We start from the raw sequence: 23998 nt of genomic DNA, 5'->3' as shown, positions 1-23998 counted from the left end.
AATAGATTACTCATGTTATACCCCTGAAACTCAGGGGTTTGAATCACGCAGCCGAGATGACGGCAACCAAATTAATGGGTCCAGAACCTAGGATGGGGGCAGCAAACGACGCCTCGAACCGTGCCGGGCTGACCGTTTCGATCTTTGACAACAACTTTTCCGCAGCCAGCGCCAGCTCTGGCTCGCCACGCGTCCGCACCCATTGCGCGCCAAGAATTGCCGCTTCGATCTCGTCCGAAGTCAGCATTAGAGGCGGCATGTGAAAGCCAGCCTCCAGTACATAACCAACACCGGCTTCGCCCTGAATTGGTACGCCCTGGGCCATCAGGGCAGCGATGTCGCGATAGATGGTTCTTTTGGTCACTCCAAGCTCAGCGCCAATCGCCTGCCCCGAGATCGGAACCTTAGCTCGTCGCAGAATTTCAATGATCTCAAACAGCCTGTCACCGCGTCTCATTCTACCCCCCTTGTGGGGTAACATACTGATGCTGACACTATGGTGACAATATGCTGTCAGCAGAGGGTGTGTAGATATCAGATCAGACCTGAAACAGGAGATAAATGAATGAAGCACATCCTATCTATGACTCTTGCGATGCTCTGTGCGGGCAGCGGTGGTTCAGCTGAACAAAGCGCGGCGCTCTTGGCCATTGGTGCTTATGTGCCCACCGATGACATGCAAGAATCCGAAACGTTCTATCGCACGCTATTCGCGAGGGATCCGATGATCCAACTAGAGGGGTTTGTCGCCTTCGATATATCGGGCGGTTGGTTTGCGATCGTGTCACGCAACAAATACGCGCCTGACGCCCAAACAGGCACCGGCGCGGTCCCGTATATTCGGTCAGGCAACTTAAGCACGCTACGTACCCGCATTCAAAACACAGGCGCTGAGGCACCCGAGATTATTGAAGAACCAGGCATTCACTTGCTCAAGATCACTGACCCAAACGGCCAACTTGTTGAGTTTTTTCAGCTTATCAGCCAATGAAACAGTGCCCCCGACAAAACGGGGGCACCTTCTTCTGGTTACCGGTTTCCAATCCGGCGCACCGGACCGTCGAACGTGGGAACCGACAGGACAAAGGGATCGGTTGGGTAGCAGATCGCCTGTTCCTCGAGCATGGCAATCGCGATTTCTTCACCCATGCGCAGGCTGTCATAGTAGTCAGAGTAATAATGCACACCGGCCATATTGCGCCCGATTGAGATATTAGCGGCAAGCTTGTTCAGCTCACCTTCCAGGGTCAGTGGGCACTTGACGACCTTGCGGTCAAGCTTGTCGCAGCCTTTCTTTGGCGCTGTATATTCGCTCGCCTCAGAAATAGAACGGTAGAACCCGTCCTTGCCACAATTGCAGCTATCGCGATCAGCGTTTTTTCCCAGAACTGTGCTGGTGTCAAAATAGGCTTTCAACACCGTTACACAGGCACCCGCAACGGTCGCATGCCCGGCACCATAAGCTGGATGCATCGGAGAACCTTCACCGAATGCCATAGGCAGCAAAAAGTTACCTTTGTTGAATTGCTTTGGCTGCCTTGGGTTGCCGTGCGCGATCTTGTCGAGGGTCGATTTACCATCGCGCCCTTTGTTCGACATCAGATCATCACACATCTTGCTGAAAGCCCCGCAAAGACTGGGGTGATATTGCTCGATCACGTCGGCCTTCGCGAGCCGCGCGGCCAATGCTTCAGGGCGCAGACGCAGATGGTTATTGAACTTTTGGAACCTAACCGCCTTCAGCGCGCGTGTCGCCACTTCGGTCACCAGAGTCAGAATATGCGGACCACCATATAGGGCAAACCCGCCCGCATTCTGTGGCTGACCCGAACTAGGATCATAGACATCGCGCATGCCCGAGAGATTTGCAAACCCCGGATCAAACGGCGTGCCCATTCCCAGCAGGATTAGACAAGCATTTAGATAGGCCTGATAGAGCGCGTCGTAGTGCACATACGTAGCCAGATCGCGCGGTGTTTTTATGAAGCAGCGCTTCTTCTCGCTAAAATCCTGACCAGCGCCACACATATTGACGTCATAGCCCTGTTGAACATCAAGCCACTCTTTCCATGTCTTCATGTAGTCATCGCCTTTTGCGGCAACCAAAACACGCTGGTCTACCTGCTGAGCACCAAAGCTGATCAACCCGTCCTCTAGATCAACGGATCCAGCCTGATCGCGGGTACCAATCAACATGAGCTGTGACAGGTACGGTCCCTTATCACAGCCTGGAGACGAACCTCTGAAGGCAGTTTGAGCATCCAGCGTTGTTGTTGTCGCACTCGTGCGACCTCTGCCACCTGGGAAACCGGCTTGGGCAAAATCAAGCGCATTCAGCCGCGCAACGGAGTTGGACAGCTGAGCACCACCGGTTTGAAACTGTGAAAATGACACATCGCGCAAAATGGCCAACTCGTAGACTTCGGCCATTTCAAAGGTCAGCTCGTCGCTACAGAGTTCGGGCGCCGGCGGCATAGTTACGGCCTGCGCATCGGGTCCTTCAAGGTCGTAGACCACACCGGCAGTCGGTGCCTCCCACTTTCTGCGCCCCTTTCCCCTGGGCGGGGTTGGAACAGGAACCCGGGATGTGAACGGCTCGATCCAGCCTTCGTCAATGGCCTGACGAAACGCTTCGAAATGACCCTTGTCATCAACAAGCCCTGTGACGGAGCTATGATTAAGTCCTTTGGTAAAGCTCATCGGATAATGTGCAGTGGCGTATCTCTGCTCGTCACCATTGGCAATGTGATCTGGGTGCACTCGGTCATGCGCCATGCGTGCAGCGGATACCCGGCCTTCAAATGCGGCCTCCCGACGGTTGACTGCCATGTCTAACACTCCTTTGAAAATAAAAATTTTAAATTGAATTGGTCTTAAAACGCTGACGCGAAAATAACGTCAACGCGTGCTGGTCTTTATCACAGAGCGCGTTTGTCCGCCGTGAAACAGATCACATTTGCCCATAGATTGGCAGTTGACCTACCGGGAAATAGTCGGATCAGGCACAGATGATGTTATGCGGAAGTGGCTAAAAGGCTCTGACGCAGAAAGCCCAAGGCAATATCGGTTGCGTCATCCGGGCTGAGGTTTCCGCCCTTGAACGACAATCGAATGTAGAGCCCATCAATCAACGATGCCAGCGCCACCGCAACCTCTTCAGCCCGCGTGCCGACAAGTGGTTTCAGATTGCTTTTCAGATTGGATTGCAGCCTGTGATAGTAGATATGCAACAGGCGTTCAGTGTCTTTGGAATATTGCGCCTGCACATAGAAACTCAGCCAGGCATTGGTGATCCCCGGACGGAAGTTCTGGCTGGAAAAACAAGATATAACAATGGCTTCCAGGCGCTGTTCAGGCGACTGTGATCGCGCCAGCCCTTTGCGCACATCGGCCCCAAAGATCGTCAGAATGCGCCGCATGGCCGAGATCAGGATCTGTTCCTTGCTGCCAAAATAGTGATGCGCCAACCCGCTGGACACTCCGGCAACATCCGCGATCTTTGCAACCGTAATATCGGTTGAGCCGGTCCGACCAATCTCGGCAATGGCGGCTTCGATGATCTCGTTTTTGCGTATGTCTTTGATTTTTGTTCTTGGCATATCCAGCGCCTAGTTCATCATAGAAACAGGGTCAAATAAATTGATTATTGACTAATGAATCAATTTTTTGATTATACGTCAACAAATATACAAGAAACCAATGGGAGAACATGATGTCTTTTAAAGTGACTGCAACGGCGCTGGCGGCGCTTCTGAGCGCAAACGCAGCTTATGCCGCCTGCGACAAGGTTACATTTTCGGATGTGGGATGGACAGACATCACCGCGACCACAGCGACGACCACAACCATTCTTGAAGCGCTGGGTTATGAGACGGATGTCAAAGTCCTGTCCGTGCCGGTGACTTACAAATCGCTCGAACTGGGGGATGTGGATGTCTTCCTGGGCAACTGGATGCCCACGATGGAGGCCGACATCGCCCCTTACCGCGAAGCTGGTACTGTCGACACCGTGCGGGCCAACCTGAAAGGCACTCAGTACACCCTGGCCACCAATGCGGCGGGTCGTGATCTGGGAATTGCCACCTTCGCCGACATTGCCACACATGCCGACGCTCTGGATGGGACCATCTACGGGATCGAGCCGGGCAATGACGGTAACCGCATTGTTCTGGACCTGATTGCCGAAGACAAGTTTGGTCTATCCGCGATGAACCTGGTCGAAAGCTCGGAACAGGGCATGCTGGCGCAAGCATCGCGCATCGACGGCCGTGGCAAACCCGTGGTGTTCCTGGGCTGGGCACCGCACCCGATGAACTCGAATATGGAGCTAACCTACCTGACGGGCGGTGAGGAATGGTTCGGCGCCGAGGGCGACGTCTATACTAACACACGCAGTGGCTATGTCACCGAATGCCCCAATGTTGGTGCGTTGCTGACCAATCTTGAGTTCACGCTGCCGATGGAAAACGAGATCATGGCGGCCATTCTGGAAGATGGTCAAGATCCGGCAGACGCGGCCAAGGCCTGGCTCGCAGGCAATATGGACACTGTCGAGGTTTGGCTGGACGGGGTCACAACGCTGGATGGCGGTGACGCGAATGCCGCGGTCAAAAGCGCTCTGGGTCTCTGATCTCAGCTGAAAACCAACTCTGTCTCCGGCCCTTATTTCTCCGTGGGGGTCGGAGATTTTTTGTGATGCGAAAGGGAAACCATGGATTGGCTAGAGGGTTCGAAAATCCCGGTCGGGAAGTTTCTCGAACAGATTTTTTTGTGGGTGCAGAACAAGGGTGCATTCTTCTTTGACGCCCTGGCAACGGGCCTCGAGGCGCTGATTGACGGTATTTTGTGGGTTCTTCAAACCCCCAACCCGCTGATCACGGTGCTTGCATTTACCGCAATATCCTATCTTTTGCAGCGCAATTGGAAGACCAGTTTATTGGTGTTTCTGTCCTTCCTGTTTGTGATCAACCAAGGCTATTGGGAAGAAACCACCGAAAGCCTGACGCTGGTTCTGTCAGCCTGTGTCGTCTGCATGTCAATCGGTGTGCCAATTGGCATTGCCGCAGCCCATCGCCCGCGATTTTTCAGCTTTTTGCGGCCGGTGCTGGACCTGATGCAGACCTTACCAACCTTTGTCTATCTGATCCCTGCGATCGTCTTCTTTGGCATCGGCATGGTGCCCGGACTGATTGCGACGGTTATCTTCGTTCTGCCCGCCCCGATCCGCCTGACCCATTTGGGCGTGTCTTCGACGCCCGAGTCTTTGCTTGAGGCAGTGGATGCGTTTGGTGCGACCCCGTTTCAGAAACTTGTCAAAGTCGAGATTCCCTGGGCGTTCCCACAGATCATGGCCGGATTGAACCAAACGATCATGCTATCGCTGTCGATGGTGGTGATCGCGGCTCTGGTCGGGGCCAGCGGTCTGGGGGTTCCGGTTGTGCGTGCCCTGAACCAGGTCAACACGGCGCTTGGGTTCGAAAGCGGCTTGGTCATCGTGGTCATCGCCATCGCGCTTGACCGGATGCTGAGAATGGAGCGCTGACCATGACAACAGCTGTCAAATTCGACAATGTTTCGATTGTGTTTGGGGACAACCCAAAGCGCGCCCTGCCCGAGATGGATCAGGGAAAGGATCGCGCTGAAATCCGCGATCTGACCGGTCAGGTTCTGGGGGTCCATGATTGCTCGCTGACGGTGGATGAGGGCGAAATCCTAGTCTTAATGGGCCTGTCCGGATCCGGTAAATCAACCCTGCTGCGCAGTGTGAATGGCCTGAACCCTGTGGTACGCGGCGATGTGCAATTGCGCCATCAGGGGTCGCTGGTCAACGTGAACCGCGCAGACGCAGCGACCCTGCGATCCATCCGCCAAAGCAGCGTTGCGATGGTGTTTCAGCAATTCGGCCTGCTGCCCTGGCGCAGCGTCCGTGAAAATGTCGGCCTTGGGCTGGAACTGAGCGGCGCACCGCAAAAAGAGACCATCGAGCGCGTGGACCGACAACTGGAGCTTGTTGGTCTGTCCGAATGGGCCGATCTGAAGGTTTCAGAACTGTCGGGTGGCATGCAGCAACGCGTTGGGCTGGCGCGTGCCTTTGTCACCGAGGCGCCGATCCTGTTGATGGATGAGCCGTTTTCGGCCTTGGACCCGCTAATCCGCAACCATTTGCAAAACGAGTTGCTGGAGCTTCAGCGCAAGCTCAAACGCACAATCATCTTTGTCAGCCACGATCTGGACGAAGCCTTCAAGCTGGGCGACAAAATCGCCATCCTCGAAGGTGGGCGCATCGTGCAAAGCGGAACACCAAAGGAAATCTATACGGACCCCGCGAATGAGTATGTGACGGAATTTGTCAATCACATGAATCCTCTGGGCGTACTGACTGCCGAAGATGTCATGGGGCCACCCGGTCAGGCGGAAGGGCGCGAGATCCCGGCCGAGATGGCCGTCAAAGACGTCATGTCAATTCTGCCCGATGACGGAACGCCTTTGATCGTCATGCGAGACGGATCGCGATTGGGCGAGATATCGAACACCTCACTGGTCAAAAACCTGTCCGAGCGGTGCTGAGCAACAGCCCCGATGACATAACGGAATATCAAGATGGACTTTCAACCAAAGGCCAGCCATTTCGTGAATGGCGCCTATATCGAGGATGCAAACGGAGCCCCGATTTCCTGCGTCTTCCCGGCAAATGGCGAAGAAATTGCCCGCCTGCATTCGGCCACACCCGAGATTGTCGAGCTTGCCGTCAAAAGTGCGCGCGCAGCGCAGATTGAGTGGGCCAAACAAACCGGAACCGAACGGGGCCGGGTGCTGCGGCGCGCCGCCGATCTGATCCGCGCCCGCAATCATGATCTGTCCTGGTTAGAAACCCATGACACGGGCAAACCGCTGCAAGAGACGATCTGCGCCGATGCGACCTCGGGCGCGGATGCACTGGAGTATTTCGGCGGGCTTGCCGCCAGCCTGACCGGCGAACATATCCCGCTGGGTGAAGATTGGGCCTATACAAAACGCGTCCCTTTGGGCGTGTGCGCCGGTATCGGGGCGTGGAACTACCCCACTCAGATCGCGTGCTGGAAAGGGGCCCCTGCCCTGGCCTGCGGAAACGCGATGGTCTTCAAGCCGTCCGAATTCACGCCGCTGAGCGCATTGAAAATTGCCGAGATTCTGATTGAGGCAGGTGCGCCTGCAGGTCTGTTCAACGTCATACAGGGCTATGGCGATGTCGGCGCGGCGCTGACACAGCATCCTGATATCGACAAGGTCTCACTGACTGGGTCGGCTGCGACCGGAGCCAAGGTCTATGCCTCGGCGGCAGCGGGTATGAAGCATGTGACGATGGAGCTGGGCGGAAAATCTCCTCTGATCGTCTTCGACGACGCGTCGCTTGAAGACGCGGTTGGCGGCGCGCTGCTGGGCAACTTCTATTCAACCGGTCAGGTCTGTTCGAACGGAACCCGCGTGTTCGTTCAGTCCGGGATCAAGGACCGTTTTCTGGAACGCCTGATCGAACGCACATCTAAGATCATCATCGGCGACCCTCGGGACGAAGAAACCCAGATGGGTCCAATGGTATCGGCCCGCCAGCTTGAGATTGTCGAAGGCTACATCGCCAAAGGCAAAGCCGAAGGCGCAACCCTCGCCTATGGCGGCGCACAGATCGACAGAGATGGGTTCTTTATTGAACCGGTCATCTTCTCGGATGTGAACGATGACATGACCATCGCGCGGGAAGAGATTTTCGGCCCGGTCATGTCGATACTTGAGTTCGAAACCGAAGACGAGATGATCACCCGTGCTAACGACACCGAATTGGGGCTGGCAGCGGGTGTGTTCACTTCGGACCTGACGCGCGCGCATCGGGTCATTGACCGCTTGGATGCGGGCACCTGTTTCATCAACTCCTATAACGACGCGCCAGTCGAAATCCCTTTTGGCGGGATGAAGAAATCGGGCGTCGGGCGCGAGAACTCGAAGGCTGCAATCGAGCATTACAGCCAGCTCAAGACGGTTTTCGTGCGCATGACACCGGTTGAGGCTCCGTACTGATCATGACCAAGCTGAATGCAGATTACATCATCATCGGCGCAGGCTCTGCCGGGTGTGCGATGGCCTATCGGCTGTCAGAAAATGGCAAACATTCGGTTCTGGTGATCGAATTTGGCGGCTCGGATGTGGGGCCGTTTATTCAAATGCCCGCGGCGCTGTCCTACCCGATGAACATGCCCCTATACGATTGGGGGTTCCAAAGCGAACCGGAACCACAGTTGAACAACCGACGTTTGGCGACGCCACGCGGCAAGGTTATCGGTGGATCATCGTCGATCAACGGGATGGTTTATGTCCGTGGCCATGCGCTTGACTATGACCATTGGCAAGATGCCGGTGCTGATGGCTGGGCCTATAAAAACGTGCTTCCCTATTTCAAACGGATGGAAACCTGGAACAGCGCCGGGCACGGCGGCGACCCGATGTGGCGGGGTACGGACGGGCCGCTTCATGTGACGCGCGGCCCGCGAAAAAACCCGCTGTTTCACGCCTTTGTCGAGGCCGGTCATCAGGCCGGATACGAGTTAACCGAAGACTATAACGGCCAAAAGCAAGAGGGCTTTGGCCCGATGGAGCAGACCGTCTACAAAGGTCGGCGTTGGTCTGCTGCGAATGCCTATCTGAGGCCAGCCCTGAAACGCGAAAACTGCCGCCTTGTCCGCGCCTTTGCCAAACGTATCGTGATCGAAAACGGACGCGCGACCGGCGTCGAAGTGATCAACGGATCAAAAACCGAGGTTCTGCATGCAAACCGAGAGGTGATTGTGGCGGCCTCTTCCATCAACTCTCCGAAACTGCTGATGCTGTCGGGCATTGGACCAGCCGCGCATCTGAAACAGCATGGGATCGAGGTCGTCGCCGACCGACCCGGGGTTGGGCAGAACCTACAGGATCATCTGGAACTCTATATCCAGATGGCCAGTAAGCAGCCGATCACATTGTACAAACACTGGAACCTGATCTCCAAGGCGGTAATCGGGGCGCAATGGTTGTTCTTCAAGAAAGGGCTTGGGGCGTCGAACCAGTTTGAATCAGCTGCGTTTTTGCGGTCTGAGCCATCAAAAACCTATCCAGATGTACAGTACCATTTCCTGCCCATGGCGGTGCGGTATGACGGCAAAGCCGCTGCCGAAGGCCATGGGTTTCAGGCACATGTCGGCCCAATGCGATCGCCTTCGCGCGGGTCGATCCAACTACGGTCTGCGGATCCGTTGGCAGCGCCGGAAATCCGGTTCAACTACATGAGCACCGAACAGGACTGGATCGATTTCCGCAGGTGCATCCGCATGACACGCGAGATTTTTGCGCAGGACGCGTTCAAACCTTATGTGAAATCTGAAATCCAGCCCGGTTCGGCGCTGCAATCAGATGACGATCTGGACGGTTTCATCCGCGAACATGCCGAAAGCGCTTATCACCCCTGCGGCACCTGCAAAATGGGCCGAGCCGACGACAAAAAAGCCGTAGTTGACCCAGAATGCCGCGTCATCGGAGTGGACGGGCTGCGCGTTGCCGACAGCTCGATCTTTCCGCGTATTACCAACGGGAACCTAAACGCACCCTCGATCATGGTGGGGGAAAAAGCGTCTGATCACATTCTGGGCCAAACGCCCCTGCCGCCCTCAAATGCTAAGCCATGGTTGCACACGAGTTGAAAGTCAGAATGCGCGCCGGCATCGGTACGCATAGAATGGGTTGGTAGAAGCAAGATTACTATTGGGTCAGGATAGACGCGCAAGAAAGGCATCCGCAGTCGCAACGTATCGATCTCTTCTCTCTGGCTTCATTCGGGCCGCAGTTCGGCACATCATGGCCCAGCGTGGATTTCGCCCGAGATTGTCCTGATGCTTGATTATGAACCGCCAATACAGGGCATCCCAGACCTCTGACCAAGGCCCTTTGGCCCAATGGCTCATTTTACGGATGTAGTTTGAGCCACAGAAATAAGGTTTGGTCGTGATAAGCCCGCCATCTGCGTGTTGGCTCATGGCATACGTATTTGGGACCATGACCCAATCGTAGCTGTCCACGAACATCTCCATGAACCAGCGGTACACGTCGTCTGGATCAATTTCACACAGAAACATAAACCCACCCAAAACCATGAGCCGTTCAATGTGATGGCAATATCCGGTCTGAAGAACCCTCGTGATGGTATCGTCGATTGGGCCTATCCCTGTCGTGCCATAATAAAACGCTGTCGGCATCCTTCGGTTGTGTCCCCAATGGTTGGTCGTCCGCATACGGACGCCAAGGTCTTCATACGTGGCACGCATAAACTCTCGCCAACCAATGATCTGACGGACAAAACCTTCTATGGAATTGAGCGGAACGTCTCGGGATTGCGCATAATCAACAGTTGCGTCGATTACTTGTTTTGGAGTTAACAACCCGATGTTCAGCGCGGGCGTCAGGACCGCGTGCCAGAGCCAGTTTTCGCCTTCTACAATTGCATCTTCATAGTCGCCGAACCGATCAAAACGGCGCTCGAGAAATTGGTTCAACCAAATCTCGGCGGCCTTATGAGATGTCGGGTAATACAGCCCGTCCAGTGAACCATAAGCGTTTGGAAAATCTGCGTTTATACTATCCCTTGCAGCGTGATCCAGCGCGCCATGTTCCGGCCAGTCGATCCAAGGCAAACAGCCCAGAAGAGCTTTGGGAACTTTCTTGCGGTTTTCGTGGTCAAAGCTCCATTGTCCACCGATTGGTTCATCGCCGTCCATCAAAACACCCAGCCGGCGCCGCTGATGCTTATAGAAGTCGGCCATGAACCAGCGTTTGTGACCACTTCGCCAAATTTCATTGTCTGCCTGAGTATTCAGAAAACCGGGAGATGGACGAATTTCAAGCGTGATACCCGCATGAAGCGCAGCCTGTTGCAGGCGCTTCTCTGCGATGAAGTCTACCGGGTCAGCCATCACAACCGAACTGACACCGTCCTGCGACAGCCCGTGGAACAAGAGACCGCACGCATCTGTTCGCATTTCATAAGAAAAGATTTCGGCATTCAGGCCTTTATCCAGCAGGTTGCGGTGGTATCGGGACATGCTTGCACGATGCAACCAAAGCTTTTGCTTGTGCATCTTTGCCGGGTACTGCGCGTCGCCAAAGAACAGGGGATCCTCAAACAAGATCACACGCGTCGAAGCGTCGACTAATCCGGGGTGATCGGCATAAAGCTGATTGGGAAGAATGAGTGTCGCCGCGGTCAATCCATATCTCCAAGCTAGAAAGTCATTAGGCCTAGCTCGCGCACATCTGCACAGGCGCAGAAAGGCGTGTCAGTTCGCCAATGCCGTCGATAGGGCAAGAACCGAATCTTCGTAGCTGTTTACGAAATCTGCACCCTCCGGCCTATGGACAAGAGGTGGGAAGACCACATTCTGCATCCCCAGCTCTTCCACAGCTCGCAACGCTGCCATTGGTGGATCTGCTTCCCAGATCAATACCTCTGCACTTGTCTGTTGTTTGAGATCAAGCAATTCGGCCAATTGCTCCGAATTTGGAGCGGCCCCAGCCTCCCACTCAAGCGATGCGATTTCCAGACCGTAGCGGCGACCGAAATACTGATACCTTGGATGCGTCGCGATCAGAGTGACATCTGTGCCGCCCGCAAGCAGCGATTGGGCCCTCTGATCCAACGCCAGCAACTCAGCGCGGAGCGTATCGAGCTTAGCTGCTATTTCATCGGGCGGGGCAAGCGCACGCTGAGTTGCGGCCCTCGCAATTGCCTCCGCCTGCGTAATCGCCAAAGTTGGGTCAAGCCAGATGTAGGATGCTAATCCCTCATGCGAGTGTTCTCCACCCTCACCATGGCTGTGGGTGATACTTTCGGTAGCGATGTATCGGTCCTCAAGCGCGGCAGAGGTGTTGACCAACCGGGATCGCGGCAGAGACACGCGATCAATCCAAGTGGCAAAGGCGGCACCGTTCAGCAGGATCAGGTCTGCCGATTGGATCATGCTGATATCGGCGATAGAGGGCCGCCAAAACGAAGGATCGACATCCGCAGGTACGGGAAACACCACATCTGCGGCATCCCCTAAAAGGCGCTCGGCGAAATACTGCAACGGGTAGTTAACTGCTACAATTTTTGACCGTTCTTGTGCAGTCGCAAACGTGGCCATCAGCAGGCCCAGAACCATCAGCGCACCACACGTGAGCATCCTTTTCATGATCAACTCCCGCATTTCCGCGCGATATCTTCGGGCGTGACAATCCAGTAGTTATCGTGGCCTCCGGTATCAACCTCGATCACCAGACCGGTTGAATGATCAACACTGCTGAGGGGGATATGCGCCATGCCATCGCTGTCAACCGAGAGGGTTTGCAGCAATGCATTCTGACCATCCAGTACGCGCACCTCACCTTTTTGGGCGGGTTTTCCGTTCGAAAACTTCGCTTCAACCGTCACCATTTTGCAATCGACCGAGGCGAAAACGACAAGTTTGTGTGCAGCCGCAGCGAAGGGGGCAGCGGCGCATAGGGCGGCTAAACCAAGTGTTCGGATCACTGACCTGTCCATTCCTCGAAATGCACCCAAAGAACTGCGCCCAGTTCGACAGCCTTGTCTTCACCGTCCTGAGGCAAGGTATAGTCCGCCGTATTAAGCGCAGCAAAACCCCACCAACCGTCGGATGGCGCCGCATAGGTAAAGACACCATCTGCGTCTGCCTTCACTGTTTGTGTGATCATCAACTCATCCGGCGCGGTTGCACCTGCGCCATTGTTGAAGAACTCTACCTCAACTTCGGCATAAGGTACGGGTGTCCCATCCATCTTGACGATACCCTGAAAGACATTGTGCTCCCACAGACCAAACGGTTTAGACAGGGGCACAATCTCGGTCTTGAGACCAAGCTCCGCATCCCAACCCTCATCATCTCCGTAAGCCGTTACATAGGTTTTGGTGTAGTGAATGATGAACGCATCTTCAGCGGGTTCCCAGTAAGGTTTGGGCTCCATCGCAAAGATGTAAGTGCCCGGGCGTTCAAGCGGAAAATCGAGCGTATATCCCTGTTCATCCATAACAGTGGCACCCTCAAGGCTGCTCAGGATGTCTGTTGTTTGCCCTTCATGTGTGACGGTAAAGGCTGCAGGTTTTTCCAGTGTCATCCCGTCCAGTTCAAACGGATGTGAGAAGGACATGGTCAAGGATAAGCTGCGGCCATCTTCCTGACTAATCATCGGATCATTCGGGATGATCATTCCGTAGTGGGCAAGCGCAGGTGTGGCGGCAACGCTGCCTGCCAATGCCGCCAGAAGAATATGCTGTTTCATAGTCTTTCCTTTCTGATCATGTGCCGAGCGAGAGCAGCCAGCCCACCCACGTCTCAGCATGTCGTGACACCAACGCAGCACCAAAGGCTGCGATACACCCTGAAATGAACAGCAGAGTGACTGTTTCGGCTGCCAGCAGACGCAAAACCATGCCCTGCCTGGCCCCCAACTTGACGGCTGTCGCAATCTCTTTTGCGCGCAGCCGATAGCTTAGGAAAACGGCAAGCCCAACGGCGGCAACAGCCGCCACTGCGATGATCGCCGTCACCACGTCCAATAATGATTTGATCCGAAATATCCGATCGACCAGCCCTTGTATGACCTGCGCCGGTTCAAACAATTGGCTGGGATTTTCGCTGTCCAGATACCGCCCTTTCAGGATCGTGGCCGACCGCCGGTCATTCGGGACTAAGATCACAGCAGTGGCTGGAAACTCAGCCTGTGCCCCATGAAAATGAAAGCTATCGATATTGTCCGGCGTGATACGCTGATATTGCACCACAGCTGCATTCGCCAGCGCATCAGTCCCAGCTGCAATATCCGCGGCGGTCACCACATCCTCGTGGCCATGCCCAATCCCTTGGATCACCCAAGCCGTTTTGATATCAACAAAAATCGCTTGATCGTCTGGCGTGTTGGTCGGAGCCAACACCCCGACAATTGGCATCTCTAGAGGGTAAACGCCATCAAGGTCGAACAGATTCTCGGGCGCGGAGACTAACACATCGCCCATGCCCTTCCCCAAGTCTTGGGCCACTTGCGCCCCGATCACCGCTTCCCCCAGAAAGGACAGACCCCTCCCATCTGCAAGTGCCAGATCCCTGAACTCAAAGTAGTCGAGTGTCGTTCCTACGATCCGGAACCCGCCGGACGAAAACGCAGTATGAACCGGAATGGGAAGAGCCAAATTGCTGTCCCAGATCACATCCACCTCGCGCATTGCCATGGGATCAGGGCGTTCATCTGAGAAATACAGGGCAGCCATTGTCAGATCCAACCGCGATCCACGATTTCCCAACAGCAGTGGCGTCGCCTCACCCCGCGCGACCAAGGATGTCTGACTTGTGGAAAGCAAGATCTGTGTGGCAACCGGCACAAACAGGATCAGCGCCGTCGCAATCACCAACACAAGACTACGCGCCCAATGATAACGCAGATAGGAAAGGGCGAGGTAGAGCGCATTCATACCTCGGCCACCTCGCGATATTGCGCAAAGTCGATAACTCGCTCAAAACGCGGCAAAAGTTCGTGATCATGGGTCACGGCCAGAACCGTCGCCCCCGCGCTTGCGGCTTGCTCGAACAGCAAATCCAGGATGCGTCCTTTGCTTTCCGGATCCAGATTGCCGGTCGCCTCGTCAGACAGAATAAGCTTGGGTTGGGTGACCAAAGCACGGCAGATGGCGACGCGTTGCTGTTCCCCCTGGCTAAGGGCCTCGGGATGCCTGTCCAGCTTATCACCAATACCACAGGCCTCCGCCAAAGCCTCTGCCCGGCTCCACACCGCGGAATCCAGTTTGAGCGCTGGTGTAATGCGATAAGGATACAGGATGTTTTGCCGTGCACTCAGGTAATCCAGCAGAGCAAAATCCTGAAAAACGAAACCGATATGGCTGGCGCGAAACCGACGACGCACCGCATTTGGCAATCCCGAGACATTTGTTCCGGCCACCTCGATACACCCTGTTTCAGGTGTCAGAATACCCGCGATCAGATTCAGCAGGGTTGTCTTTCCACTGCCGCTTGGCCCAACGATGGCCAAACGTTCGCCCTCGGTCAGGGATAGCTGCGACACCCGCAGGCGAAACGCGCCGGAACTGTAACTAAAGCTAAGGTCTTCGACGCGGATCATTGATTTTCTTCCGAAACCTGAAAAACCTCACCTGCGCTGTCCCGGCTGACCTCAAGCAAGTCGAAATCTGTAATCCGCCATGCACCCTCAATCGGAGAGATCGACAAGGCGGCATAATAGGTATTACCGCGTACATGAAGGTGTTCAGCGTGACCGACCGTTCCAATAACCTGCCATGTTGCATCGACCTCAAGCGTCTCATCGCTTTGCGTCACGAGGCTGTCTAACAGGCTGATTTCGTGGATGGTCTGATCCGCTTGATCCAGCCCATTCCCTTCCATAGCACCAACCCGTTCGAGGTAAAGATACTCCAGCGCGTCGCCATGCGTGACCTTTGCCAACTGGTCATAAATGGTATCTTCTTGGGTCTGCGCGAAGGCCTCGTAGATCACGATCAATAACGCCGGAATCAACTCATCTGATAGCTCATAGGCGACGGGAACCGTCATTCCGGGCATGTTTGGTACCGAATAAGCCCCGGGAGGCAATGCATCTGCCGATCTTTCGGACGATAGAAAAATAAAGCCAGCAATTCCGCCAACGCCCAATGCAAAAACTATGGTTAACAGAACGTTCTGACCCATGTATCCAAATCCCAGCTTAATCCAATTACGTTCCAGAACATCGATTGGATCGATAATAAAAGTCCTGACCCGTATCGGGTATTACACTGCATTGCTTTCTTATCGACCGCCCTGCCCAGCGACCATCGAAGCGGCGCGCATCTACGGCTGAGACCAGTCATTGGCAAAGCTAGGGCTAGGGTCAAGCGGTTCTGATCAGCGACCTTCACCGCTGATCGACGATTCCATGACTCGTTAGACCGCGATCCTTAGCTGCAGCGTGTACCCGGCCTCAAAGACCGAGTGTTTTGACGCGGCCGCGCAGTTGGAATTTCTGGATTTTACCGGTCGAGGTCTTCGGAAGTGCCTCGAAAACAACTGCTTTTGGGGCTTTGAACCCGGCCAGATGATCGCGACAGAAAGCGATGATATCCTCAGCGGTTACCTCGGCCCCGTCGCGTAATTCGATAAAGGCGCAGGGGACCTCACCCCATTTCTCATGCGGCATTGCGACCACGGCGGCGGCCTGAACCGCGTCATGGCGATACAGCACCGCTTCGACCTCGACGGATGAGATGTTTTCGCCGCCCGAGATGATCACGTCCTTCAGGCGGTCACGGATCTGGATGTAGCCGTTTTCATGCATCACAGCTCCGTCGCCGGACCAGAACCAGCCGTCCTCGAAGGCGTTTGAACTCGCCTCGGCATCTTTGTAGTACCCGGCCATGACCGTGTTGCCCCGAATGGCGATCTCACCTTGTTTGGCACCATCGCGCGGGATCGGCGCGCCGCCGTCGCGGTCGATCACCGTGACCTCTTCGACCATCGGGAAGGCGATGCCCTGCTGCGCCTGCAATTCAGCCTGTTCCGCTGGGCTGAGATCGTTCCACTCCTCCTGCCAGAGGCATTGCGAGATGTGGCCGTAAGTCTCGGTCAGGCCATAGACCTGCATGACGTCAAACCCCATCGCGCGGGTCTTCTCCAAAACCGAAGGAGGCGGAGGCGCGCCGGCGGTCAGCACCCGGATTGCCGGATCAAACGGGGCGGCGTCGCTTTCGGCCTCTGCCAGCATTTGCAGAACGATGGGGGCGGCTCCGAAATGGGTCACACCATGGGTGCGGATCGCGTCCAGAATACGGTCTGCGGCGGGGATGCGTGTAAAGACAACCGTCCCACCAAGCATCGCCATCAACCAGGGATGGCCCCAACCATTGCAGTGGAACATCGGTACGACGGACAGATAGACCGGATAGGGCGGCATCTGCCACGCGGTGCCCGTACCCAGCGCCATCAGGTAAGCGCCACGGTGGTGATAGACAACCCCCTTGGGGCGGCCCGAGGTGCCAGACGTATAGTTCAGTGCAATCGCGTCCCACTCATCTTCGGGCAGCTCGATGGGCAAAGGGGTGGATGTGGTCATTGCCTCATAGGTCTGGCCGCCGAGGCTTTGACCAGTGGCAGCGGGATCGGCGATTTCGACCACAGGTATTCTGCGACCCAGCAGATCAAACGCTTTGGACAAAAGCGGCACCAGTTCGCAGTCCACGATCACCAGCTTGGTGTCCGCATGATCCAGAATAAAGGCGATGGTTTCGGGCTCGAGCCGGGTGTTGAGCGTATTCAGCACCCCTCCGGACAGGGGAAGGGCAAAATGCAGCTCAAACAGTTCCGGGATGTTTGGACTGAGAACCGAGACCGTGTCACCCTTCTGCACGCCAAGTGCGACCAACCCACTGGCCACCGCGCGAATGCGGGCGGCGGTTTCCGCCCAGCTTCGTCGGATGTCACCATAGATAACAGCGGTGCGCGCGCCATGCAGCGATTCGGCGCGACGCAGGAAGGACAAAGGGGACAAAGGCACATGGTTGGCCCGTGTCTTCTGAAGAGCTTCGAAATGGTGACGCATCCGGGTCCCGCCTGTCTTAGCTGTTGGGCCGCACGCGGGCGGCGGTCTTGTTAGCAAAGGCTTCTAGCCGTTCGCGGGCGGCGGGCTGGGTGTTGACCACGCCGCCGACCACGGCTTCGGCATAAGCTGCATCCATGCCGGACATGTTGTTCAAATGGCTGATCGCCGAACAGATCGCAAAATTGGTCAAAGGCAGGTTCTGCGCGATCTGTTCCGCCAGTTCCATTGCCTTGGCCATGCTGCCGCCATCTTCAGTGATGTATTGCGCCAGTCCCAGATCGACAGCCCCTTGCCCCTGATAGACGCGACCGGTCAGGATCATGTCGATCATGCGGTATTTGCCGATCATGTCCGAGACGCGGATGGTCGCACCTCCGCCCGTGAAAATCCCGCGCTGACCCTCGGGCAAGGCGAAATAGGTGCCGGGATCGATGACGCGGATATGGGCTGCGCTGGCAAGCTCCAGCCCTCCGCCAACTACCGCGCCTTTCAGGGCGGCAATGATCGGCACACCACCATATTCCATCTTGTTGAACGCCTCGTGCCAGCGCAGGCAGACATGCATGAAATCATCGGGGCTTCGGTCGGCTTTCCAGTGTTCAACCAGATCAAGACCTGCGCAGAAGTGATCGCCCTCGCCGGTCAGCACCACCGCCCGCACGCCGGCCATACGTGCGCCGCTGAAAAAGCGGATCAGTTCTTCGATCGTAGCCACGTCCAATGCATTGCGCTTGGTCGGGCGGTTCAGGGTCACGACATAGAGGCCATTGTCACGCTCGGAAATAGCGAGATTCTCATAGGTGGCGGGGTTCACGACATCATTCATGTTGCGGATCCTTTTAAAGGCATTATTCAGGGAAGGTCGCATCAAGCAGGCTACGCGCGCCGTGCAAGATGCGGGTGTGTTCGGCACTGCATTCGGGCAAGATGTGTTGGGCAAAGAACAGTGCGGTGGCGATCTTTTGGGTCATGAACTGCGTGTTCTGCCCTTCGTTCAACGCCGCCTGCGCCGGGGTGACACCTTTTGCCAGTTTCCAACCCGCCGCAAGCGTACCTGCCAGCATCAGGAACGGGACCGAGCCCGCAAAAGCGGCGTCGATATCTTTGCGGCTGTTTTCCAGCAGCCATTCCAACGCGGCTTCAAACGCGACGCGTGCCTGTGCAAGGCTTGCGCCGATGGCTTGTGCGGTGGCATCGCCATCTGCCAGTTCGGCTTCGGTTGCCGCAATGCGGGCGGCGAACCGGCGGGCGGTCTCGCCCCCGTCCCGCATGACTTTTCGGCCTAGAAGATCGTTGGCTTGAATGGCAGTGGTGCCCTCGTAAATCGGCAGAATGCGAGCGTCGCGGTAGTGCTGTGCGGCTCCGGCTTCTTCGATGAAGCCCATGCCACCGTGGATTTGAACCCCCAGAGAGGCGACTTCGACCGCGCGTTCCGAGCAGAAGCCCTTGACCAGCGGAACCATGAACTCTGCCAAAGCGGCCATGTCCGGATCATCCTGATGATGTGCAATGTCCAGCAACCCGGCTGTGGCCGCCGCCATGGCACGCCCGCCTTCGGTGAGGCTGCGCATCCGCATCAACATGCGGCGCACGTCGGGGTGTTCGATGATCGCCACCGCGTCCTTGACCTGGCCATTCACGGGGCGGCTTTGGACCCGGTCCCGCGCATAAGCCAAGGCGCGCTGATAGGCGCGTTCTGATGTCGCGATGCCCTGAACACCAACCGAAAAGCGCGCGGCGTTCATCATTATGAACATGTATTCCAAACCGCGATTTTCCTCACCGATCAAGAAGCCCATGGCGTCTTTGTATTCCAGCACGGCCGTTGGGCTGGCGCGCACGCCCAGCTTGTGTTCGATGCTGACACAGTTGACTGAATTCTCAGCGCCGACCGAGCCATCCTCTGCCACCATCTTTTGCGGGACGATGAACAGGCTCAAACCCTTCGGTCCGGCGGGCGCGTCAGGGGTGCGCGCCAGAACCAGATGGATGATGTTCTCAGTCAGGTCATGCGCGCCATATGTGATGAATATCTTAGTGCCGGACACGCCATAGCTGCCATCCTCGCGCCGCACCGCCTTGGTCGCGACGCGACCCAGATCGCTGCCCGCCTGCGGTTCGGTCAGGTTCATCGTGCCCGACCAACGTCCGGCAATCAGCGGCTCTAAGTAAGTGGCTTTCTGCGCGTCCGAACCTGTCAGCAACAACGCCTCAATCGCACCGTCGGTCAGTAGGGGACACAGGCCAAAGCTCATGTCGGCGGCATTCAACATCTCGACCGCCGCCGCGCCGACTGTTCGCGGAAGCCCCATGCCGCCGTATTCCACAGGATGGGTCAGCGCCTGCCAACCCATTTCGACGAATTGTGCATAAGCTTGCGCATCCCCTTCAGGCATCGTTACCCGCCCGTTGTCGAACCGGGCACCCAATGTATCTCCGATATGAGATAACGGCGCGATTTGTTCACTGCAGAACCGGGCGTAACCATCCAAAGCAGCCCCAATGTCCGCCAGATCATAGTCCGAATACAGCGCCAAAGAGGACACCTGATCCCAATGCGAGAGGTGCTCGATGCAAAACATCAAATCCTGCACGGGCGGTTGATAGGACATGACTGCCTCCTCCTCTCGGCAACTATGGTTTCACGTCATGTATCTGTGCCAAGACTTGCAGATAAGCTCATATCTTGACAAGCTTGTATCCGATTGCGCCAAACTATAGTTGCTATGACTCGTCCCGACCCCATCTCTTTGACCACCGTATCGGCGGGTTTTATCCAAGATTGGCTAGACGCCCTGACATCGTGTTGCACCCCGCCGGAGATGTCCTCTCTGCTACGGCGCTCGGGCCTGCAACCTGGCCCGATGGCATCGACCCAGCGCGTTACGCTCAACGAAATCGCACAGCTCTATCAGTTAGCCGCGCCCGAGACCGGCGACGAGATGATGGGATTGTGGAGCCGCCCAATCCGCCCTCGCGCGCTGCAACATCTGGTAACCGTACAGCGTGAGGCGGGCAGTCTAACTTCGGCCCTGTACCGGTTTACGACATTCTGGAACCTGTTGCTTGATGATTTCCGGCTGGTCCTGGATACCGCACCCGATCAGGTAGAGCTGAAGCTGATCCCCTATCTGGATCACACCCGACCGCAGCGCTTTGGTCATATGCTGTTGCTGAAACTGGCGCATGGACTTTTATCTTGGCTCAGCGGGGCAGAGACACCGGTCAAAGCTGTGCACTTTGCCTTTCCCCGGCCCGATTTTGCAGCCGACTATGCCGTGGTCTTCCCCTGCCCCGTCGAATTTGACGCGCCGTATACAAGCATTTTGTTTGACCCTTGTAAATTCAGCCGCCCGATTGCACGCAGTTCTGCCGAAGCTTCGGTTTTTCTTAAACGCGCGCCGCTTGATTGGATTTTCACCGGTTCGCGCGCGCATACCAACAGCCTGCGGGTCCGCGCCTTTCTATACAGCGCATCCTGGCAAACCTGTCAGCTACCGGATGCTGCCCTTGCCCTGCAAATGACACCCCGCACACTGAACCGGCGGTTGAGCGAGGAAGGCACATCTTTTCAGGATATCAAAGACGCTTTGCGCCGCGACATCGCCATACGTGCCTTGCAACAGGGACAGGATAGCATCGAGCAGATCGCCTATGAGACCGGCTTTTCTGCGCCAGCGAATTTTCACCGGGCTTTTCGGAAATGGACAAACCGGACCCCTGGGTCTTACAAGAAGCACACTCCTTAAAAGCACCAACCTTCAAGACCATCTGCCCCGAACCGAAGGCTTTGCAACACACGTCCTGATCACAGCGACACGGACGCGACGCTAAGTGCGTGACGCCTCGAACGCGGCCCAGGCTGTTTCAAAGGCTTCAAAATCAAATCCTGCTGCGCGTGCAGGGGCAAGGATCAGTTTTTCGGTTTCAAGCAATTTGAGGATTGCCTGTTCGAGCTGGTCCACAACTTCGGACGGGATCACCAACGCGCCGTGGCGGTCGGCGTGAACAAGATCGCCGTTCTGAATCTCCAGGCCGAATATCGACACCGGAGTACCGATCTCGCGCACATGCACGAACCCATGGCTGGGCCCGATTGACCCAGCAACAACCGGGAAATTATCCGGCAGATCACCAAGATCACGCATCACGCCATTGGTCAGCGCGCCGCTGATGCCGAACCCCTTATGGACGGTGGTATTTATCTCGCCCCAATAGGCGCCGATGCAATCGGGATAATCCAGGTCTTCAACCACTGTTACGGCTGGGCCAGTTCCGGTTGCCATATGCCGATAGTAGTCCATCCGGCGTTTTCGGATCACCTCGGGCGATTCCGTAGGCGGGTTCACGGCGGCAATCTTTGCGGTCCGGGCATATCCGACAATGGGTTTTGCATCAGGGTCCGAACACAGCATGGTTCCACGGGTAAATGCGCTGAACCCACGCTTGCCCTGCGCCACTTCGATTGCGTTGCAGACTGTCGGGGTATCGACCGATCTGAGCAGGTCCAAAAGGGTTTGTTTCATATCGCCTCCAACCAGCGGGTCAACGCCGCTGTTGTTCTCTCGGGTTGTTCCAATGTGGGCAGGTGGCCCGCATCTTCGATGATCTCAAACCGGCTTTGGGGCATCAGACTATGCATCAGCTCGTGGCGTGATACTGGGCATAGAGTGTCCTCTCGCCCGCATAACACCAGCGCCGCACCATCATAGGCCCGCAATGTCGCGCTTTGATCCGGGCGACCTCGGAGTGCCCTGGACTGGTTGACAAAAACCTCAGGGCCAAGATCGGTTGCCATCTCCATACACAGGTCCAGAATAGCGCTGCGATTTGGCCCGTCAGTCAGATAGTTGGGCTTCATCTCCTCGGCCATAACGGCGCGTAATTGACCACCCAAGACGGCGTCGATCTGAGGTTGGCGTCTGGCTTTGACCTCGTGTTTTTCTGCCAAAGGGTTGGTGTCCAAAAGAGCCAGCCCACAAATGCGGTCGGGGGCCTGACGCAGAACCTCCATCGCAACGATCCCGCCCATGGACAGCCCCGCAATGGCAAAGCGCGGCGGGGCGTAGGATAGTACTTCGGCAGCCAGCGCCTCCACCGTGTCGCACGCGCCAATCGGGGCAGACAAGATAGGCCACTGCCCTGACAACGCCGCGATCTGTGGCGCAAACAAGCGCGCGTCGCACATCATGCCCGGCAATAGAACAAGCGGGGTCATTTGAGCAGGGATACCCCTTCGGACAGCGCCCCCAGCTTGGCATATGCGATGTCGGGATCAACCGCGCCGAACCCAGCGAAGGTGCCAAAGCCGCAATCCGACCCAGCAACCACACGATCAGCGCCAACGATATCAACAAAGCGCTGGGTACGTTGGGCGACCACTTCGGGGTGTTCGACGAAATTTGTCGTGGTGTCGACCACGCCGGGCACCAACACCTTGTCGTCCGGTATCTCATCCTTTCGGTCGCGGAACACAGTCCATTCATGCGCGTGGCGCGGGTTCGAGGTTTCAAACAACACATAGCGCGATTTGGTGTTCATCAGCGTTGCGAAAACCTTGTCCATGCCGATATCACAGCAATGCGGCCCCTCGTAATTCCCCCAGCAAATATGCACGCGCACCTTGTCGGCGGGCACGTTTTGCAGTGCATGGTTCAGGGCCTCGACATGCATATCGGCAACCTTGACGAACTCTTCATCAGAAAGCTCGGTGAACAGCATGTGGCGAGACAGGGCCAAATCGGGGCAGTCCAGCTGTAAGTCCAAACCGGCGGCGACAATGGTCTCGTACTCGTCCTTCATCGCATCGGCGAGCGCGGACAGATAGGCCTCACGCGTGGGGTAGAAATCATTTTGTAGGAATAGTGAGATCACGCCGGGGCTTGCCGCATTCATGAACCCGCGATCAACCCCATGCTGCGCCATTGCCGCCTTAAGGTTCGCTATATCTTTCTGCAACTCTCCCTGCCCTTTCGAGCGTACCTCGCCCACGCACTTCGGGCGCGCATATTGCGGGGTGCCGCCATCATCGGCCAGGCGTTTCAGAAAGCCGGGAAACATCTTCAAATCCGCAGGCGCATTGCGCGGGCTGTCGCCGGCAAAGCCGGTGTAGCGGTCCTTGACATAGGTCGCATAAGAGATCTTTGAGGTCTCGCCATCCGATACGATATCAACCCCGGCTTGGGCCTGTTTGCGGACGGTTTCGGCCACAGATGATGTCATGCACGCATCAAATGCGGCTTGGTCAAACTCTTTTTCATTCTCTCGGGCGAAGATGAAATCCACAACTTCCTGAGATCGTGGTAACGACCCAACATGTGTTGTTTTGACGGTCATGAAACCT

At 56.2% G+C, this 23998-nt stretch carries 23 protein-coding genes; 7 read left to right on the top strand and 16 right to left on the bottom strand.

Annotation, left to right across the window (positions count from 1 at the left end; all coding sequences use genetic code 11):
* Window positions 1-43 precede the first annotated feature (43 nt).
* The gene (locus ACR0JE_RS18225; RefSeq protein WP_480865180.1) at window positions 44-457 is read right to left on the bottom strand and encodes a helix-turn-helix transcriptional regulator; all 414 of its coding nucleotides are present in this window, start codon (window positions 455-457) and stop codon (window positions 44-46) included.
* 108 nt (window positions 458-565) lie between these two features.
* On the opposite strand from ACR0JE_RS18225, the gene ACR0JE_RS18220 reads away from it, so the two are divergent.
* Window positions 566-991: a VOC family protein gene (locus tag ACR0JE_RS18220; protein WP_480865179.1), complete on the top strand. Its 426-nt coding sequence runs from the start codon at window positions 566-568 to the stop codon at window positions 989-991.
* A gap of 38 nt (window positions 992-1029) precedes the next feature.
* On the opposite strand, the gene ACR0JE_RS18215 is transcribed toward ACR0JE_RS18220, so the two are convergent.
* On the bottom strand, window positions 1030-2829 hold the full coding sequence (locus ACR0JE_RS18215; RefSeq protein WP_480865178.1) for a vanadium-dependent haloperoxidase: 1800 nt from the start codon (window positions 2827-2829) through the stop codon (window positions 1030-1032).
* Window positions 2830-3014: 185 nt separating this feature from the next.
* Entirely contained in the window at window positions 3015-3599 is a 585-nt protein-coding gene (gene betI / locus ACR0JE_RS18210; RefSeq protein WP_480865177.1) for a choline-binding transcriptional repressor BetI, read from the bottom strand.
* A 113-nt stretch (window positions 3600-3712) separates the two neighbouring features.
* Between betI and choX the strand changes: the two genes are divergently transcribed.
* The 5 genes from choX to betA all read left to right on the top strand — a co-directional run bounded on the left by choX (window position 3713) and on the right by betA (window position 9707).
* Window positions 3713-4630 (top strand): choline ABC transporter substrate-binding protein, encoded by a 918-nt coding sequence (gene choX, locus ACR0JE_RS18205; protein ID WP_170535326.1) that lies wholly within the window; start codon window positions 3713-3715, stop codon window positions 4628-4630.
* An 81-nt stretch (window positions 4631-4711) separates the two neighbouring features.
* Window positions 4712-5542 (top strand): choline ABC transporter permease subunit, encoded by an 831-nt coding sequence (gene choW / locus ACR0JE_RS18200; RefSeq protein WP_170535328.1) that lies wholly within the window; start codon window positions 4712-4714, stop codon window positions 5540-5542.
* 2 nt (window positions 5543-5544) lie between these two features.
* A complete protein-coding gene (gene choV, locus ACR0JE_RS18195) occupies window positions 5545-6567 on the top strand; it encodes a choline ABC transporter ATP-binding protein (protein WP_480865176.1) in 1023 nt (340 codons plus the stop codon).
* 33 nt (window positions 6568-6600) lie between these two features.
* Window positions 6601-8052, top strand: coding sequence for a betaine-aldehyde dehydrogenase (betB, locus tag ACR0JE_RS18190; RefSeq protein WP_480865175.1), 1452 nt, complete (start codon window positions 6601-6603; stop codon window positions 8050-8052).
* A gap of 11 nt (window positions 8053-8063) precedes the next feature.
* A complete protein-coding gene (gene betA / locus ACR0JE_RS18185; RefSeq protein WP_480865182.1) occupies window positions 8064-9707 on the top strand; it encodes a choline dehydrogenase in 1644 nt (547 codons plus the stop codon).
* A gap of 66 nt (window positions 9708-9773) precedes the next feature.
* Here betA and ACR0JE_RS18180 read toward each other — a convergent pair whose 3' ends face one another.
* From ACR0JE_RS18180 to ACR0JE_RS18135, 10 genes are all read right to left on the bottom strand, one after another.
* On the bottom strand, window positions 9774-11267 hold the full coding sequence (locus ACR0JE_RS18180) for a cryptochrome/photolyase family protein (RefSeq protein ID WP_480865174.1): 1494 nt from the start codon (window positions 11265-11267) through the stop codon (window positions 9774-9776).
* A gap of 69 nt (window positions 11268-11336) precedes the next feature.
* Complete coding sequence (locus ACR0JE_RS18175; RefSeq protein ID WP_480865173.1) at window positions 11337-12230, bottom strand: metal ABC transporter substrate-binding protein; 894 nt, start codon at window positions 12228-12230, stop codon at window positions 11337-11339.
* Between the two features lie 2 nt (window positions 12231-12232).
* Window positions 12233-12568, bottom strand: coding sequence for a hypothetical protein (locus ACR0JE_RS18170; RefSeq protein WP_480544614.1), 336 nt, complete (start codon window positions 12566-12568; stop codon window positions 12233-12235).
* Entirely contained in the window at window positions 12565-13335 is a 771-nt protein-coding gene (locus ACR0JE_RS18165; protein WP_480865172.1) for a DUF4198 domain-containing protein, read from the bottom strand. The genes ACR0JE_RS18170 and ACR0JE_RS18165 overlap by 4 nt, the downstream gene beginning before the upstream one ends.
* A gap of 16 nt (window positions 13336-13351) precedes the next feature.
* Window positions 13352-14521, bottom strand: a complete 1170-nt coding sequence (locus ACR0JE_RS18160; RefSeq protein WP_480865171.1) for an ABC transporter permease — start codon at window positions 14519-14521, stop codon at window positions 13352-13354.
* Complete coding sequence (locus tag ACR0JE_RS18155) at window positions 14518-15186, bottom strand: ABC transporter ATP-binding protein (protein WP_480865170.1); 669 nt, start codon at window positions 15184-15186, stop codon at window positions 14518-14520. Before ACR0JE_RS18155 ends, ACR0JE_RS18160 begins: the two co-directional genes overlap by 4 nt.
* Window positions 15183-15644, bottom strand: coding sequence for a hypothetical protein (locus ACR0JE_RS18150; protein WP_480549717.1), 462 nt, complete (start codon window positions 15642-15644; stop codon window positions 15183-15185). The genes ACR0JE_RS18155 and ACR0JE_RS18150 overlap by 4 nt, the downstream gene beginning before the upstream one ends.
* 397 nt (window positions 15645-16041) lie before the next feature.
* Window positions 16042-17655: an AMP-binding protein gene (locus tag ACR0JE_RS18145; RefSeq protein ID WP_480865169.1), complete on the bottom strand. Its 1614-nt coding sequence runs from the start codon at window positions 17653-17655 to the stop codon at window positions 16042-16044.
* Between the two features lie 16 nt (window positions 17656-17671).
* On the bottom strand, window positions 17672-18481 hold the full coding sequence (gene dmdD / locus ACR0JE_RS18140; protein ID WP_480544608.1) for a methylthioacryloyl-CoA hydratase: 810 nt from the start codon (window positions 18479-18481) through the stop codon (window positions 17672-17674).
* Between the two features lie 22 nt (window positions 18482-18503).
* Window positions 18504-20267 carry an acyl-CoA dehydrogenase family protein gene (locus ACR0JE_RS18135; protein WP_480865168.1) on the bottom strand — a complete coding sequence of 588 codons (1764 nt, stop codon included), beginning with the start codon at window positions 20265-20267 and terminating at the stop codon, window positions 18504-18506.
* Window positions 20268-20477: 210 nt separating this feature from the next.
* On the opposite strand from ACR0JE_RS18135, the gene ACR0JE_RS18130 reads away from it, so the two are divergent.
* Entirely contained in the window at window positions 20478-21404 is a 927-nt protein-coding gene (locus ACR0JE_RS18130) for an AraC family transcriptional regulator (RefSeq protein WP_480865167.1), read from the top strand.
* An 81-nt stretch (window positions 21405-21485) separates the two neighbouring features.
* On the opposite strand, the gene ACR0JE_RS18125 is transcribed toward ACR0JE_RS18130, so the two are convergent.
* From ACR0JE_RS18125 to ACR0JE_RS18115, 3 genes are read right to left on the bottom strand one after another with little or no spacing between them, the layout of a single operon-like run.
* The gene (locus tag ACR0JE_RS18125) at window positions 21486-22181 is read right to left on the bottom strand and encodes an RraA family protein (protein WP_480865166.1); all 696 of its coding nucleotides are present in this window, start codon (window positions 22179-22181) and stop codon (window positions 21486-21488) included.
* Window positions 22178-22873 carry an alpha/beta fold hydrolase gene (locus ACR0JE_RS18120; RefSeq protein ID WP_480865165.1) on the bottom strand — a complete coding sequence of 232 codons (696 nt, stop codon included), beginning with the start codon at window positions 22871-22873 and terminating at the stop codon, window positions 22178-22180. The genes ACR0JE_RS18125 and ACR0JE_RS18120 overlap by 4 nt, the downstream gene beginning before the upstream one ends.
* On the bottom strand, window positions 22870-23991 hold the full coding sequence (locus ACR0JE_RS18115; RefSeq protein ID WP_480865164.1) for a cobalamin-independent methionine synthase II family protein: 1122 nt from the start codon (window positions 23989-23991) through the stop codon (window positions 22870-22872). The genes ACR0JE_RS18120 and ACR0JE_RS18115 overlap by 4 nt, the downstream gene beginning before the upstream one ends.
* Window positions 23992-23998 lie beyond the last annotated feature (7 nt).

This window comes from Ruegeria sp. H3 (assembly GCF_056533095.1).
Note: the sequence above shows the minus strand (reverse complement) of the source record. Positions and strands in the feature narration are given on the sequence as shown.